This is a genomic window from Paenibacillus humicola, from assembly GCF_028826105.1.
In the GTDB taxonomy this organism is placed as follows: Bacteria; Bacillota; Bacilli; order Paenibacillales; family Paenibacillaceae; genus Paenibacillus_Z; species Paenibacillus_Z humicola.
In genome coordinates, this window is sequence record NZ_JAQGPL010000001.1 from 1,964,048 (window position 1) to 1,978,674 (window position 14,627).

Here is a 14,627-nt window from a genome sequence, read left to right on the forward strand (position 1 = left end):
GAGCTTCTCCCCTTTTTATTAATAAAGCGCCTTCAAAAAAAAGAGCCGACCTCCTTTCCAGAATGTACGCGCGTACATAAGAAGCAGAACGAGGAAGTAGCTACATTGATTATCGCCGTACCAGAAAAATCAATATAGTCGCATTATTTATATTAGTCTCTAAAATTTTCCTCGTCAAGAAATTGTTGAATCGTGTCAACACTGCTTGATTCCTCGGATTTTTCGGCTCTTGGGGGATGGATGACATGCCGGAGCAGCCATCAAATGGATGCAATTTTTTAACAAAAATTTCACAGTTACCCTTCTATTCCATGTTGATTGTAATTTCATTTTCAGGTATGAAGAGCCGACTGTTCGCGGCTGCCGGCTGACTTCAATGTTTCAGCGGAAAATCGTCCGCCGATTAGAGGGGTATTCGTCCGAAATTCGCGGCCGGCTGCAGGCGCCGAGGTCATTCGTAAACGCATTTTGGCGACAATCGTGACGTTACGGCAACGTGCGCTGCCGGTTTATAATGGGTGAAATCGACCATTATCTTATTCGGAGGGGCTAATGATGAATGACAATCTGTTTCCGTTGAAGCGGCGGGGCATTACGGCAAGCCGGATCGTTTACGGCACGACGGGGCTGGGCGGCAGCAACAATGTCGATCCGCTGACGGCGGAAGATGTTCGGAAAGCGGAGGAAGCCGTAAACGCGGCGCTGGAAGCCGGGATGACGATGTTCGATCATGCCGATATTTATTCTGGCGGGAAAGCCGAAGCCGTTTTTGGAAGCGTTCTCAGAAAGCGCTCGGGGCTGCGTGAAACGATCGTGATTCAGTCGAAATGCGGCATGCGGTTTGCGGACGGCGAGGCTCCGCACCGGTACGATTTTTCGAAGGACCATATTCTTCGTTCGGTGGACGGCAGTCTGCGCAGACTGGGGACGGAGTACCTCGACATCCTCCTGCTGCATCGGCCCGATCCGCTTGCCCGTCCGGACGAAATTGCCGAAGCGTTCGAAACGCTGAAGCGCTCTGGCAAGGTCCGGTATTTCGGCGTATCCAATATGAACGCCGGGCAGATGAAAATGCTGCAGCAGGCGCTGCCCGAGCCGCTCGTTGCGAATCAGCTGGAGATGAGCCTGCTCCGTTCGGACTGGGTCGATCAAGGGGTACTGGTCAATCAGCCGGCGTCCGCCGGCGTCGCCTTCCCGGAAGGGCTGCTCGAGCACTGCATGCTGGAAAACGTACAGCTTCAGGCGTGGTCGCCGCTTGCCAAAGGGCTTTATACCGGGCGGAAGCTCGACGACGCGCCGGAGACGGTTGTCCGCACCCGCGAGCTGGTGGCGGCGATGGCGGAGCGCAAAGGCACGACCGGTGAAGCGATCGTGCTCGGCTGGCTGATGCGCCATCCGGCTCTCATTCAGCCGGTGATCGGCTCGGCGAATCCGGAGCGGATCGGCCGCTGCCGCGACGCGGTGCGGCAGGCGGAGCTTATGACGCGCGAGGAATGGTATACGTTATACACGGCGGCGAAAGGCCGGACCGTCACGTAATCGGAATCGGATAAGGAGAATCGGCCGCACCGGCCGGGGCGGACGTTCCGGCGGCGTGCACCGCGGAGCCTCCGTGATCCCGGTGCAGCCTGGATGCAGCCGCGCCTGCGTTTCGGCTTCCCGGCGCCGGAGGGGCTTTCCAATTTGGTCAGGAAGGTGACCGAACTTGTGAAAACGCTTTTATCGATTCTGAAAGGACCGCGTTCCTTAAGGAACAAGCTGTTTGCCGTCCTGCTGTCCAGCACGCTCATCCCGCTCGCTCTAATCGGGACGATCTCGTATTATACGATTTATTCCGTGCTCGAGCACAAGATCGAAGACGGCATCCGCAGCAATTTGAGCCAGACGAAGCAGTCGCTCGAAACGTCGCTCAACCATCTCAAATACGTCTCGCAGCAGCTGTCCCTTGACGGCAGCGTCGGCCAGAACCTGTCCATTTATTTGGCGACGACCGATCTGTACGAGAAAAAGCTGAGGCGCGACGAGGTGGTCGACGAACTGAATCTGATCAGCTTTTCCAATCCGAGCCTCGGCATGGTCTGCTACTATATGCCGCAGGAGCGGAAAGTGCTGTTCGCCAACTATTGCCCGGCCTCCGGGCTCGATCTCGCCGGTCTGCCGGTATTCGACGATTACAGCGACTCCCTTGGGTTCGCTTATTACGGGCCGCATGGTTCGCTGAACAGCCTGAACGGCAAGCCGGTGCTGTCGATCGCGCGCGAGGCCGGGCTGGACAATAAGTCGCTTTATATTTACATCGAAACCGAAGGCGTGCAGAGCATCTTCGGCGACAGCGGCGACGGAGGGGGCGGCGGCTTCGGCGACGGCGCAAGCCTGCTGATCGTCGACCACAACGGCATCGTCACGTACAGCCGGTCCGAGTCGTTCCCGGTCGGCAGCCGGTATGCGGCGCAGCGAAGCGGCAGCGGCGATTATTTGTTTCCCGACGCGAGCAGCCAGGGCTGGAGCATCGTCAGCGTAATTCCGCGGGCGGACTACAACCGGGAAATCAATGAGTGGCTGCTGCGCTTCTTTGTCCTCGGGATCTCCTCCCTCGGTGTCAGCGTGCTGTTCGCCTGGGCCGTCTGGCGGACGGTGTACCGCCCGCTGCGCAGCCTGAGCCGGGAAATCGCGCTCATTTCGCGCAGCCATTTTCTGTCGCCGCTCAAGTTTACGGACGTGAAGGAATTCGACTTTTTGCTGCTGCGGTTTCAGGACATGCGGATGCGCATTCGCGAGCTGCTGCACGAAGTGAAGGAGAAGGAGAAACGAAAGGCAGCGCTCGAGGTCGAAAAGCTGATGCACCAGATCAACCCCCATTTTACCCACAACACGCTCGATACGATCCGTTGGCTGGCGCGCATGGAAGGCCACGACGAAATCGACCGGCTCGTCTCCACGCTGAACAAGGTGCTCTATTACAACCTCGGCAAAGGCAAAACGGCCACGATCGGGGACGAGCTCGGGGCGCTCGCCAATTACGTTACGCTGCAGCAGATCCGTTATAATTTCAAGTTCGACGTGCGGATCGATACCGACCCCGCCGTGCGGGACGCGCATATTCCGCGCTTCATCCTGCAGCCGCTCGTCGAGAACGCGCTGTACCACGGCGGCATGGCGGACGATGGCGTCATTCAGGTGACGATCGGGCGGGAGACGGACGGGCGGATCGGCATCCGCGTGACGGATAACGGAACCGGCATGGACGAGGAGGCGGTGCAGCGGCTGCTGCTGGGGCCGGACGAGCGGGATGGAGATGAGCGAAGTCCGCGCGGCAAGGCGGGCTTAGGGATCGGGATCCGATACGTCCGCCGTATGATCGACGTACAGTTCGGCGGCAGGGCCGACTTCCGGATCGACAGCGAAATCGGATTCGGTACAACGATTCGGATCCTCTTTCCATTCGAATGAAAGGAGCGTTAACAAGAATGAACGTGCTGATAGTAGACGACGACCATCTGGTGCGGAAAGGAATCGTTTCCCTGATGCCGTGGGACGACTTCGGGCTGAGGGTTGTAGGCGAGGCGGAGAACGGCCTGAGAGCACTCCAGTTTCTGGAAACCCATCCGGTCGATCTCATCATGACGGATATCGCCATGCCGAACATGTCGGGCATCGACCTGCTGCGCGAGGTGCAGAAGCGGTATCCCGGCATTTGGCTTGTCATGCTGACGTTTTACCAGGATTTCGAATACGTGCAGGAGGCGCTTCGGCTCGGCGCTATCGATTACATCGCCAAGGTGGAGCTGGAGAAGGACAACATGCACGACATTTTGGGCCGGATCGTGCGCAGGATGACGGAAGGCCAGGCAGGGCGTGGCGTTTCCGGAGAAGCGGCAGCCGCCGGTTCCGATGTCTCCGGCCCTGTTCCGGCCGGGGCGCAGCGGGCGCTGCTGCTTGTTTCGACGGGCCCGGAGGAGGACTATCCGGGCGGCCTGTTCGCACCGGCGCAGCGGCGGTCGTTATGCGAAATCGGCCGCGGCGTGTGGCTGCTGCCGGAGCTGCCGCCGGTACAGGAAGATGAGCTGCTTTCGGAATGGAACAAACATGCGGGGATGTCCAGCCGGTGGGCGGCCGTCCGGGTATCCGGCATTTGCGAAAGCAACCGGAACCGGGTTTGCAAGCTGCTGGCCGAGTATATGAAGCACGGCTTTTTCTACGAATACCGGCCGGGACGCGGCGTGTACAGCGTCGATCTCGGCGCGCTCGAGCGGGAAGCGAAGCCGCCGACCGAGCATGAGCTTTACCTGCTGCGCGAGCGGTGGTTGTCGCCGGAGCTGGCCTACGACGAGGCGGCGTTCCGGCGGCTGACGGCCGAGCTGGAGGCGTTCCGGCCTGCGTGCGACAAGCTGGAAAGCTTCTTTTACGAGGTGTTTATGCAGTGGAAGAAGTACGTTTCGTTCGATCCCGCCGCTTTGCTCGAAGGGGCGTCCTTACGCAGCTGGGCCGACTGGGCTATTGTGCTGGAGAAGGCGAGGAAGGCGATCCGGAGCGCATTTCTTGGCCATCATTATTCCGAAGACATGATGACGGGCATGATGCGGGCGGTCGATTATATCAACCGGAACATCGGGCTCGACCTGAGACTGACGGAGGTGGCGGAGCGCGTTCATATCAGCCGCAGCTACTTCAGCGAATGCTTCAAGAACATTACGGGCAAAACGTTTCACGAATATATGCTCGACGAGCGGATCGATGCCGCGAAGAAGCTGCTCTGCGAGACGAACGAGCCGATATACCGGATTGCCGAGCGGTGCGGGTATCCCGACGAGAAATATTTCAGCAAAGTGTTTCGCAAAAAGGTCGGCGTGCTTCCGAGCGAAATCCGGCGAAAACGGCACGGCCGGGAGGCCGGGCGGACGCGCGATGCAAGCCGTTGAACGGACCGGAAGCGTCATGCGTAATCTCAATGCGCGGCTCGGCACTGAACGCGCTCCGGACACAGTCAGCCGGCCTACGGACCTGGTGCGCAGAAGAGGTGTGCAATCGCCCGGGAAAAGGTGGAAATTCGCCCGCTGCGACGAATCGCCGCTCTTCAGCCGAAGACGTTTCTCCTCTCGGCGGGCGATGGAAGACGCTCCCTGCCGCTCCGCATTCCGCCGTATAATGGGTCACAGCTTCATCAATCCGTACAGGGAGGGATCGATATGAGCCGAAAATGGTATGCCGGAGCGCTGCTGCTGCTTTTGCTTTTTGCAACCGCCTGCAGCAAGGCGGCGGACAGCGGCGCAAATGCGCCGGCAAACGGAAGCGCCGGAACAGCTGCCGCGGACGCGGACGGCGGAGCCAAGCCGGACGCCGGCGCCAAACCGGAAGATCCGTATGCGCCGGAGCCGGAGCCCGTGACGGTCAGCATCGCGCAAATGCTGCCGCCCGGCGACTCCGGTCTGCCGCCGGGTCAAACCGTGGAAAACAACGTCATGACGAAGTTTTACGAGGATGCGCTGAACATCAAGCTGACGCGGGAATGGAGCGCCGTCCAGGGCGACCCGTACAACCAGAAGGTGATGCTTGCCATCGCCAGCCGCGAAATTCCCGACGCGATGCAGGTGAACGAGGAGCAGCTGCGCCTCTTGGAACGCGACGAGCGGGCGCATGCCGATTCCGCAGGACGTCTACGACCGCATGTCGCCGCGCGTGCAGCGGCTGTTCCGCATGGAGGATATTTCGGACCGGTACGAGCCGATGGACAACGTCTACGGCTTGTATCACATCCGTTGACGTTTGAACGGTCGAATGGAGTAACGTTTGCCGCTTCAGCGCATAAACCGGTTGCCAAAAACAGGGACCGGTTTATTTTTTATGCCATCGGTTCCTGCTGAGCATCGATCGGCCAAATTTGACGGAAGGCAGCGGACCTGCCGCAAGGTGAGTAATTTTTAATATGCCCCAAAAGCCGCGGATGGGCGCGGATTCCGCGGACGCGCCGTTTTTCGGACACGGTTTCGACGTTGACTTTGCAATTGGTTTTTGCTTACAATCGATTTGGTGGAAAGGAAACCAAGTGCCGGGAAGGAGAAAACCATGAGTTATCTTTTGGCGTTCGCGCTGTCATTCTGTATTGTCATCGGCCTTATTCCTCCGTTCAAAAAGCTTGCGCTTCGCATCGGATTCGTCGACAAGCCGCAATCCGGCAACCAACGCAAAATTCACCGCGACCCGATCCCGCTGACGGCGGGAATCGCGATCTATATCGGCTTTGCCGTCACGTTTCTGCTGTTCCTGCATGAATCGTGGGAAAGAACGGGGGCCATACTCGGCGGAGGCCTGCTGATTCTGCTCATCGGCATCGTCGACGACTGGTACAAAACGAACGGACGTGAATTTCCGGCGCTTCCCAAAACGATCGTGCAGGTCGGGGCCGCCGTGCTCGTATACGCATCCGGCGTCGTCTTTTCCGGCTTTCAGAACCCGCTAAACGGGGCTTACATAACGCTGCCCGAGTGGATGCAGTTTGCGTTTACCGTTCTATGGATTTTCGGCGTGACGACGGTCATTAATTTCTCCGACGGCATGGACGGGCTTGCCGGCGGCTTGTCCGCCATTTCCGGCGGAACGCTGCTGGTTGTGGCGCTCGTCATGGGACAGCAGGGCTCCGCCATGATGGCGGTCATGACGGTCGGCGTATCGCTCGGCTATCTCATTTTCAACCGGCCGCCGGCCAAAGTCTTTATGGGCGATTCGGGAGCGACCTTCCTCGGCTTCGTGCTCGGCGTAGTGGCGCTCGACGGCGCCTTCAAGCAGGCGACGCTGTTCTCGCTGTTCATTCCCATTCTGGCGATCGGCGTTCCGATATTGGACAATATCCGCGTCGTCATCCAGCGCATGGTGAAGGGCGTGCCGATCTACAAGGCGGATGCTTCGCAGGCGCATTTTCGGCTGCTGGCGAGCGGCATGAAGCCGGTTCAGGTCGTATCGTTTCTATATTTGCTGAACCTGTGCTTCGGGCTGTTCTCGATCGTGCTGCTGCTCGCGCAGTGGAAATGATCCGGATGAAAAAAGTTTGACTTCGCAGGACAAGCATGCTATTATCTTTCTTGTCGCTGTAAAAAGCGGTATGCGGTCGTGGCGGAATTGGCAGACGCGCTAGATTCAGGTTCTAGTGGTGTAATAGCCGTGGAGGTTCAAGTCCTCTCGACCGCACCATATATGACATTGAAGCCCTTCGGATAATCCGAAGGGCTTTTCGTTTTTGAATCGCAGTCTTCGGGAGTATAACCCAGCCACGTGTTCCCGCACCCAGGCTTGAACGCACCTTATGCGGATAAGCGGCGCTTTGTCCGGCAGACAGCCGTCCTGCCAATTGCTAGCAGGGATGGTCCGCACGTTCCCGGTCCGGCTTTTTCCTGCAAGCTTTTTTTCGTTCCGGGCCGCGCAACGCCGCCGGGATTGCATTGACAGAGCGCCAAATCTATGGGAAACTGATTTTGAACCGTATTTAGAACGGTGTTCAAAATAATGAACAGAGAGTGATGCGAAACATGAAACTGGTCCGATTTATTCAAAGCGGCGATACCGTGACGCGAAGCGGCGTGCTCGAAGGCGACGTCATCCGCGAATTTGCGGGGGACATGTACGGGCCGCTGCAGTTAACGGGAAACACGCTGCCGCTCGCAGAGGTTCTGCTGAAGGCGCCGGTCGAACCGAGGCATATTATCGGGATTGGCAAAAACTTTGTCGCCGCGGGAGATCCGAAGCCTGAGATTCCCGAGCTGCCGATCTTCTTCTACAAGCCGGTGACGACGGTGGTCGGCCCCGACGAACCGGTCCTTTTGCCTCCCGGCACTCCCGGAATCAAATTTGAAGCGGAGCTTGCCGTTATTATCGGCCGCCGGACCCGGAACATCGAGCCGGCCGAAGCGGACGCCGCGATTTTCGGGTATACGGTCGCCAACGATTTTGGCGCCACCGATTATTTTCACCCGGAAGGACACTGGACGGTCGGCAAAGCGTTCGATACGTTCTGTCCGCTCGGCCCGGTTGTGGAAACCGAATTCGATTACCGGTCGGCGCACATTCAGGCGACGGTGAACGGGAACGTTTTGCAGGATGCCCCGATGGAGCTGATCATTACGCCGGTCGACGTCATGATTTCCCGCATCAGCCGGTTCATGACGCTCATGCCTGGAGACGTGATCCTGACAGGCACGCCCGCGGGAGCGGAGATGGTCGGCGACGGCGATATCGTCGATTGCTTTATTGAAGGCATCGGCCATTTGCGGAACCGAATCGCACAGTCCTAACATTTTGAAAAGAGGGGAAACCAATGGAACGCTACAAGCAGATCGGAAACCTTCAGGTTGCAGAGACGTTATACGATTTTATTCATTCCGCCGCGCTTCCCGGCACCGAATTGGACGAAGAGCGGTTCTGGGCCGATTTCGAACGGCTGATCGCCGATCTTGGGCCCCGGAACAAAGAGCTCCTCGCGAAAAGGGACGAGCTGCAGAAGCAAATCGACGAGTGGCACGGACAAAATCGCGACCGGTTCGATTTTGCGGCGTACAAGGCGTTTCTGGAGGAGATCGGCTATTTGGAAGCCGAGCCGGACGATTTTCATATCGGCACCGAGAACGTCGACTCCGAAATCGCGCTGCAGGCCGGTCCGCAGCTGGTCGTTCCGGTCAATAACGCCCGTTATGCGCTGAACGCCGCAAACGCGCGCTGGGGAAGCCTGTACGATGCGCTTTATGGAAGCGATGTCATCGGCGAAGAGGACGGCGCCGGACGGACGGGCGGCTACAATCCGGCGCGCGGCGTCAAAGTTGTCGCTTATGCCCGCGGCGTATTGGATCAAGCTGCGCCTCTGACGCAGGGTTCTCATGCGGATGCGGCGGGCTATACAATCGCGGACGGCCGGCTGGCCGTAGCGATGGCCGGCGGGCAGACGGCAGGCTTGAAGGAGCCCTCCAAGCTGGCGGGCTATCGCGGCGATCCGGCGAAGCCGGAAGCGATTTTGCTGGTCAATAACGGGCTTCATATCGAAATCCAGATCGACCGCTCGCACCCGATCGGCAAGACGGACAAAGCCGGCGTCAAGGACATCCTCCTGGAAGCCGCGACGACGACGATCATGGACTGCGAGGATTCGGTTACGGCGGTGGACGCCGAGGATAAAGTGCAGGTATACGCCAACTGGCTCGGCTTGATGAAAGGCGATTTGACCGCAACCTTCCCGAAGGGCGGCCAAATGATGACGAGGTCTCTGGAGCCCGACCGTTATTATACGTCGATTTCCGGCGAGGAGCTGCGGCTGAGAGGGCGCTCGCTGCTTTTTGTCCGCAACGTCGGACATTTGATGACAATCGATGCGGTGCTGGGTCCGGACGGGCAGGAAATTCCCGAAGGCATTTTGGACGCCGTGGTGACGAGCCTGATCGCCAAGCATGATTTGCTCCGCGGCGGATCGACCGTCAATTCGGAGGCCGGTTCGATCTATATCGTCAAACCGAAGATGCACGGCTCCGCGGAGGTCGCGTTTGCCGACGAGCTGTTCAACCGGGTGGAAGAAATGCTCGGGCTCAGCCGCCATTCGATCAAGATCGGCATTATGGACGAGGAGCGCCGCACCTCTCTCAATTTGAGAGCGTGCATCCGCGCGGCGAAGGACCGGATCGCGTTTATTAATACGGGTTTCCTGGATCGGACGGGGGACGAGATTCACACCTCGATGGAAGCGGGCGCTATGATTCGCAAGAACAACATGAAATCGTCGGCCTGGCTGCAGGCTTACGAGCAATCGAACGTCGCGAGCGGCCTGGCGGCCGGACTGCAGGGCCGCGCCCAAATCGGCAAAGGCATGTGGGCCATGCCGGACCTGATGAAGGATATGCTCGAGCAGAAAGTCGGGCAGCTGAAGGCCGGCTGCAACACGGCTTGGGTGCCGTCCCCGACGGCGGCGACGCTGCATGCGCTGCACTATCATCAGGTGAACGTACGATCTGTTCAGGATGAACTGAAAAACGCCATCCGAAGCTACCGGGATGAAATTCTGACCCTTCCCGTCGAAGGCAAGCCGGCTTGGTCGCCCGAGGAAATCAAACAGGAGCTGGACAATAACGCTCAAGGTATTCTCGGCTATGTCGTCAGGTGGGTGGAGCAGGGCATCGGCTGTTCGAAGGTGCCGGACATCAACAACGTCGGGCTGATGGAAGACCGCGCCACGCTTCGCATTTCCAGCCAGCATATGGCGAACTGGCTGCGACACGGCATTTGCACGCGGGAGCAAATCCTGGAGACCATGAAGCGCATGGCCAAAGTGGTCGACGGGCAGAACGCCGGAGATCCGAATTATCGGCCGATGGCGCCGGATTTCGAACGGTCGATCGCGTTTCAGGCCGCATGCGAGCTCGTCTTCGAAGGCGGCGCGCAGCCGAGCGGCTATACGGAGCCGATCCTTCACCGCAGGCGCAAAGAATTTAAAGCGAAGACTCGCGTTTCCAACGCGTAACCTGGTATGAAAAGAAATGCAGGCGGCTTCCACGCGCCATCCGGCGGCGGGAAGCCGCCTGCATTCGTTTAACGGCCCGCTTATTTCCGGATGACTCCGGAAACGTATTCGTTCTCTTTCTCCGGGTCAAAATCCGTCGAGACGCTGAGCGATTCCCAGCGGTCCGTTTCGGCGAGACGCGCCTTGTCGACCGCGCGCGCGTAGGCGACCGCATCTTTGCCGAGCAGCAGCCGCAGGGGAGGATTTTCCTCGTTCACGGCGGCAATAATGGCCAGCGCGGCTTTATCCGGGTCGCCGTTCGGCTGATTTTGACGAATATGCTTCAACAAGGCGCCGACCGTATCCCGGTAAGGGGGAGCCGGTTCTACATGGCTCATCGACGAGCCGCCCCAATCGGTCCGGAATCCGCCCGGCTCGACGATGGTTACTTTGATTCCGAGCGGCGCGACTTCTTGATGCAGCACTTCGCTGAAGCCTTCGACGGCCCATTTGGCCGACTGGTAGGGGGCGAGTCCCGGAGCGCCGGTACGCCCGCCGATCGAAGAGATTTGGACGATATGCCCGAAGCCCTGTTCCCTCAGCACGGGGATCGCCGCTTTGGTCACGTTCACGACACCCCAGAAATTCGTTTCGAACTGCGCCCTGAAATCGTCGAACGTCGTTTGCTCGATCGATGATATGTTGCCGTAGCCGGCATTGTTAACGAGCACGTCCAGGCTGCCGAAGGCGTCGACGGCGGAACGGACGGCCGCTTCGGCCTGTTCGGCGTTCGTCACGTCAAGGGAAACGGCGCTTACCCGCTCGCCGTAGCGCTCGACAAGTCCGGCCAGCTGCTCGGGTTTGCGGGCGGTGGCAATAAGCCGGTCGCCGCGAGCAAGCACCGCTTCGGCCAGGCTGCGGCCTAAACCGCGGGAGCTTCCCGTAATGAGCCATACTTTAGACATGGAATGTTCCTCCTCCGTATAGGATGTTCCTTTTGTCTGGAATGTTTATTCCAACCACCTGATCATACGGCATGAAACGGTTTAAGTCAAGCGATTTTTGGAATATATATTCCGGAATTTCGACAATATTAAATTGAATTCTGGCTGAAATTTGGATGTAATTTCTCTTTTCCGTCTATTATATAGAATATAAATTCCAAAAACTTGACACTTATCGAGTGCGGTAATAAAGTGGTTTCAACGAGGTGCTTCGTTAATGGGAAAACGTGAGGATATTATGAGCGCAACACTCGATTTAATCGACGAAGAAGGACTGCAGTCGGTCACCTTCGCCAAAATATTCAAGCGGGCGCAGGTCGGCTCGGGAACGTTGTTCAATTATTTCGCCAGTAAGGAAGAGCTCGTCAACGAGGTCTATAAAGAAGCGAGAATCCATATGGGCGAAAGTCTGATGGCCGGGTATCAGCACGGACTCAGCCTATACGAGCGGTTTAAACGATTCCAGCTGAACAGGCTCCGGTTCGGGGTCGATTTTCCAAAAAAATTTTTGTTTATCGACAGCTATTCCTATTCGCCTTATATTTCGCCCGAGATCCGCAATATGGACGATTCGGGCTCGTCCCGCGCCGTGCTGGAGCTGATCGCCGACGGCCAGAAGATGGGCATCATCCGGGAGATGGATCCGCTCCTGTGCCATCAGCTGACACACGGGATGATCGCTGCCGTCGTCAAGGGCTACCTGATCCGAAAATATCCGCTCGACGAGCAGCAGGTACAGCAGACGATCGAGTCCAGCTGGAAGGCGATTAAGGTATAGCCGTTTCTGCCCGGACGCAGCAGAGCGGCGAATCCCAGGCCAAAGCTAGGCTGGGACCAGCCGGAGCCGGCATCTTGATTGTATGCTTCTAATTCGACAAAATCCGATTGTTTATGACAAAGTCGCGTTTTAATCATGGTATAATAAAGGAAATCATTCGCCAGGAGAGGGGCTTTTTGCCTGGCCCGCAATTGCGAAAAGAGGAGCGCTTGGTCTTGAAAAGCAGGAGACGCGAAGGGCTTTCGGAGGCGCCGCCGCCCGGGAGTGGCACGTCCTTTCGGCGAAGAGCCCGGGCCGTAACGCGGGCGGCGCTGTCACTCATCGGCAGCGGCGTTCCGCGCGCGATCGCGCTTGCGGCCGTTTTTATAAGCGGCTCGATGCTGCTGACCGGATTTCTGGTCTATACGTTTACGGAGCGGACGGTTTCGAACCAGCTGAAAGCTCAGGATCTCGTCCGCATTGCGGATGTCGTCGCCTCCCAAATCGACGGGCGCATCGGGCGGGCAGTTGAAACCGCCGGGCTGCTGGCGTCGGACGACAGCGTCGCGAATTGGCTGCAAAGCGGGGAAACCGACGAAATATACGGAAGTCTTGTCAAGAGCAGGCTTGCGCGCATGAAGCGCGATTTTGATTATGAAGACGCTTATATCGTCAGCCGGTCGACGGGGCGGATATGGAACGAATATGGGGCGGAGGCCGGCGCGATGGTTTCGGGCGATCCGGATGCAGATTGGTTTTTTCAACTGTTAAAGGACGGAAAAGCGTACGAGATCGTAATAGCCGATCGTCAGGCGAACAATCGGGCCTCCGTCCGCGTCAACGCGCGGATCGGCAGCAAGGACGATCCTCTCGGGGCGGCCGGTGTCCAGCTGACCCTTCGATCGTTCGCGGATGCGCTGCAGCAAACCGCTTACGGGAATAACAGCCACACCTGGCTGATCGATTCGGCCGGAAATGTGGTGCTTTCCGATACGGAAAGCCAGTCCGGCAAAAATGTGCGGGCGATTTTGTCGCCGGAGCTTACGGGCAGCCTGCTCGATACGTTCGGGAGAACGCTCGTCAAATCGGAGACGGACGATACCGGCGCCCTGATCGATTATATCAGCGACCCCGTCCAATCCGCAGGGCTTCAGCTCGTGTTCGGCGTGCCGCGCGAAAATACGGTCGCTTATCTCGATACGATCAAGGTCGGTGCGGCTGCAGCCGCATTGATCGCGTTTGCTTCCATCGGCTTTTTCTTCGTCTATACGTCGCGCAGGCTGGCCGATCCCTATAACCGGGCCGTAACGCGCAGCAAGCTCCTGGAGGAGCGCAGTGAGGAGCAGCAAGAAGAGCTCTCGCGTATTACCCGGCAGCTGCAGGATGCGGCCGCTTTTGCCAAACGCATTCAGCAGTCGGTTATGACGGCGGACAAGGTGCTGGAGGACGCTTTCCCGGAGCATTATATCCTGATGCGGCCGAAGGGTGCCGTCGGCGGCGATTTCTATTGGACCAAACGGACTGAAAAGGGCGTGCTGGTCGCTCTCGGCGGGTGCTCCGCGCACGGCGTTCCCGGGGCGATGATGGCTTTGCTCGCCGTATCGCTGCTGAACCGCATTGCGGAGCTCGAGAACAGGGACGATCCGGGTTATATGCTCGGCTCTCTGAACCGGCACCTGCGGCGAACGCTTTATCTGGCGGGGGAGCGACCGGAAGCGGGCGCGGCTGAAAACGGTCTCGATGCGGCCGTGCTGTACATCGAGGGCGAAAAGGTCGTCTATGCAGGTGCGCGGATGCCGCTTTTCATTCAGCGCCGCGGAAAGGTCGAGATTGTAAACGGCAGCAGCAGCGGCGTCGGATACCGGAGCACGCCGGATGATGCTCCATTCGAAAATGCAGCGCTGTCTGTGGAAGGAGCGGATACGCTGCTGCTTGCGACCGGCGGCCTGTTCGATCAGATCGGGGGAGAACGCAGCCGCGGACTGGGCAGGAGGCGATTCGTGCATGCCGTTCAGCAAGCGGCCGATTTGCCGCTGCATGCGCAGAAAGATCTCCTGATCCGCGAACTGGAGCGTTTCCAGGGCGAGGAAGAACAACGGGACGATATTGCCGTGCTGGCGATTCGCCCGGTTCTTGCCGTATGGGCCGCCCCGAAATCGTCGAAATCGGATCAGCAATCGGAATCATCCGATAGGAAATCGTCGAATAAAGAATCATCGAATATGGAATCGTCAAATAAGAAATCATCGGAAAAGAATTCAAACCCGTAACCGAATCCAAACAAGTCGAAGCAGGGTATCGACTACGTTTGCCGGCCGCAGCTGCCTTCCGCAGAAGCGGCTTTTTCCTTTTTCCACGCGGAAGCACATATTTTGGGCGGCCCGCACAAACAATGTGA

10 protein-coding genes and 1 tRNA gene are annotated in these 14,627 nt (G+C 58.3%); 10 read left to right on the top strand and 1 reads right to left on the bottom strand.

What is annotated here, in order from left to right; genetic code table 11:
- Positions 1 to 555: 555 nt before the first annotated feature.
- The 8 genes from PD282_RS09115 to PD282_RS09150 all read left to right on the top strand — a co-directional run bounded on the left by PD282_RS09115 (position 556) and on the right by PD282_RS09150 (position 10,489).
- Positions 556 to 1,539, top strand: coding sequence for an aldo/keto reductase (locus PD282_RS09115; RefSeq protein WP_274650278.1), 984 nt, complete (start codon positions 556 to 558; stop codon positions 1,537 to 1,539).
- 168 nt (positions 1,540 to 1,707) lie between these two features.
- Positions 1,708 to 3,450 carry a sensor histidine kinase gene (locus PD282_RS09120; protein ID WP_274650280.1) on the top strand — a complete coding sequence of 581 codons (1,743 nt, stop codon included), beginning with the start codon at positions 1,708 to 1,710 and terminating at the stop codon, positions 3,448 to 3,450.
- A 17-nt stretch (positions 3,451 to 3,467) separates the two neighbouring features.
- The gene (locus PD282_RS09125; protein ID WP_274650282.1) at positions 3,468 to 4,919 is read left to right on the top strand and encodes a response regulator; all 1,452 of its coding nucleotides are present in this window, start codon (positions 3,468 to 3,470) and stop codon (positions 4,917 to 4,919) included.
- Between the two features lie 267 nt (positions 4,920 to 5,186).
- Positions 5,187 to 5,861 (top strand): hypothetical protein, encoded by a 675-nt coding sequence (locus PD282_RS09130; RefSeq protein ID WP_274650284.1) that lies wholly within the window; start codon positions 5,187 to 5,189, stop codon positions 5,859 to 5,861.
- Positions 5,862 to 6,063: 202 nt separating this feature from the next.
- Positions 6,064 to 7,026, top strand: coding sequence for an MraY family glycosyltransferase (locus PD282_RS09135; protein ID WP_274650286.1), 963 nt, complete (start codon positions 6,064 to 6,066; stop codon positions 7,024 to 7,026).
- A 72-nt stretch (positions 7,027 to 7,098) separates the two neighbouring features.
- Positions 7,099 to 7,185: transfer RNA gene (locus tag PD282_RS09140), tRNA-Leu, on the top strand.
- Positions 7,186 to 7,520: 335 nt separating this feature from the next.
- Positions 7,521 to 8,282, top strand: a complete 762-nt coding sequence (locus PD282_RS09145) for a fumarylacetoacetate hydrolase family protein (RefSeq protein ID WP_274650288.1) — start codon at positions 7,521 to 7,523, stop codon at positions 8,280 to 8,282.
- Positions 8,283 to 8,305: 23 nt separating this feature from the next.
- Complete coding sequence (locus tag PD282_RS09150) at positions 8,306 to 10,489, top strand: malate synthase G (protein WP_274650290.1); 2,184 nt, start codon at positions 8,306 to 8,308, stop codon at positions 10,487 to 10,489.
- 80 nt (positions 10,490 to 10,569) lie between these two features.
- On the opposite strand, the gene PD282_RS09155 is transcribed toward PD282_RS09150, so the two are convergent.
- Positions 10,570 to 11,433: an oxidoreductase gene (locus PD282_RS09155; protein WP_274650292.1), complete on the bottom strand. Its 864-nt coding sequence runs from the start codon at positions 11,431 to 11,433 to the stop codon at positions 10,570 to 10,572.
- A 256-nt stretch (positions 11,434 to 11,689) separates the two neighbouring features.
- Here PD282_RS09155 and PD282_RS09160 point away from each other — a divergent pair, with 256 nt between their 5' ends.
- Both PD282_RS09160 and PD282_RS09165 read left to right on the top strand, forming a co-directional pair.
- Positions 11,690 to 12,250, top strand: a complete 561-nt coding sequence (locus tag PD282_RS09160; RefSeq protein ID WP_274650294.1) for a TetR/AcrR family transcriptional regulator — start codon at positions 11,690 to 11,692, stop codon at positions 12,248 to 12,250.
- A gap of 215 nt (positions 12,251 to 12,465) precedes the next feature.
- Positions 12,466 to 14,499, top strand: coding sequence for a PP2C family protein-serine/threonine phosphatase (locus tag PD282_RS09165; RefSeq protein ID WP_274650296.1), 2,034 nt, complete (start codon positions 12,466 to 12,468; stop codon positions 14,497 to 14,499).
- Positions 14,500 to 14,627: the final 128 nt, after the last annotated feature.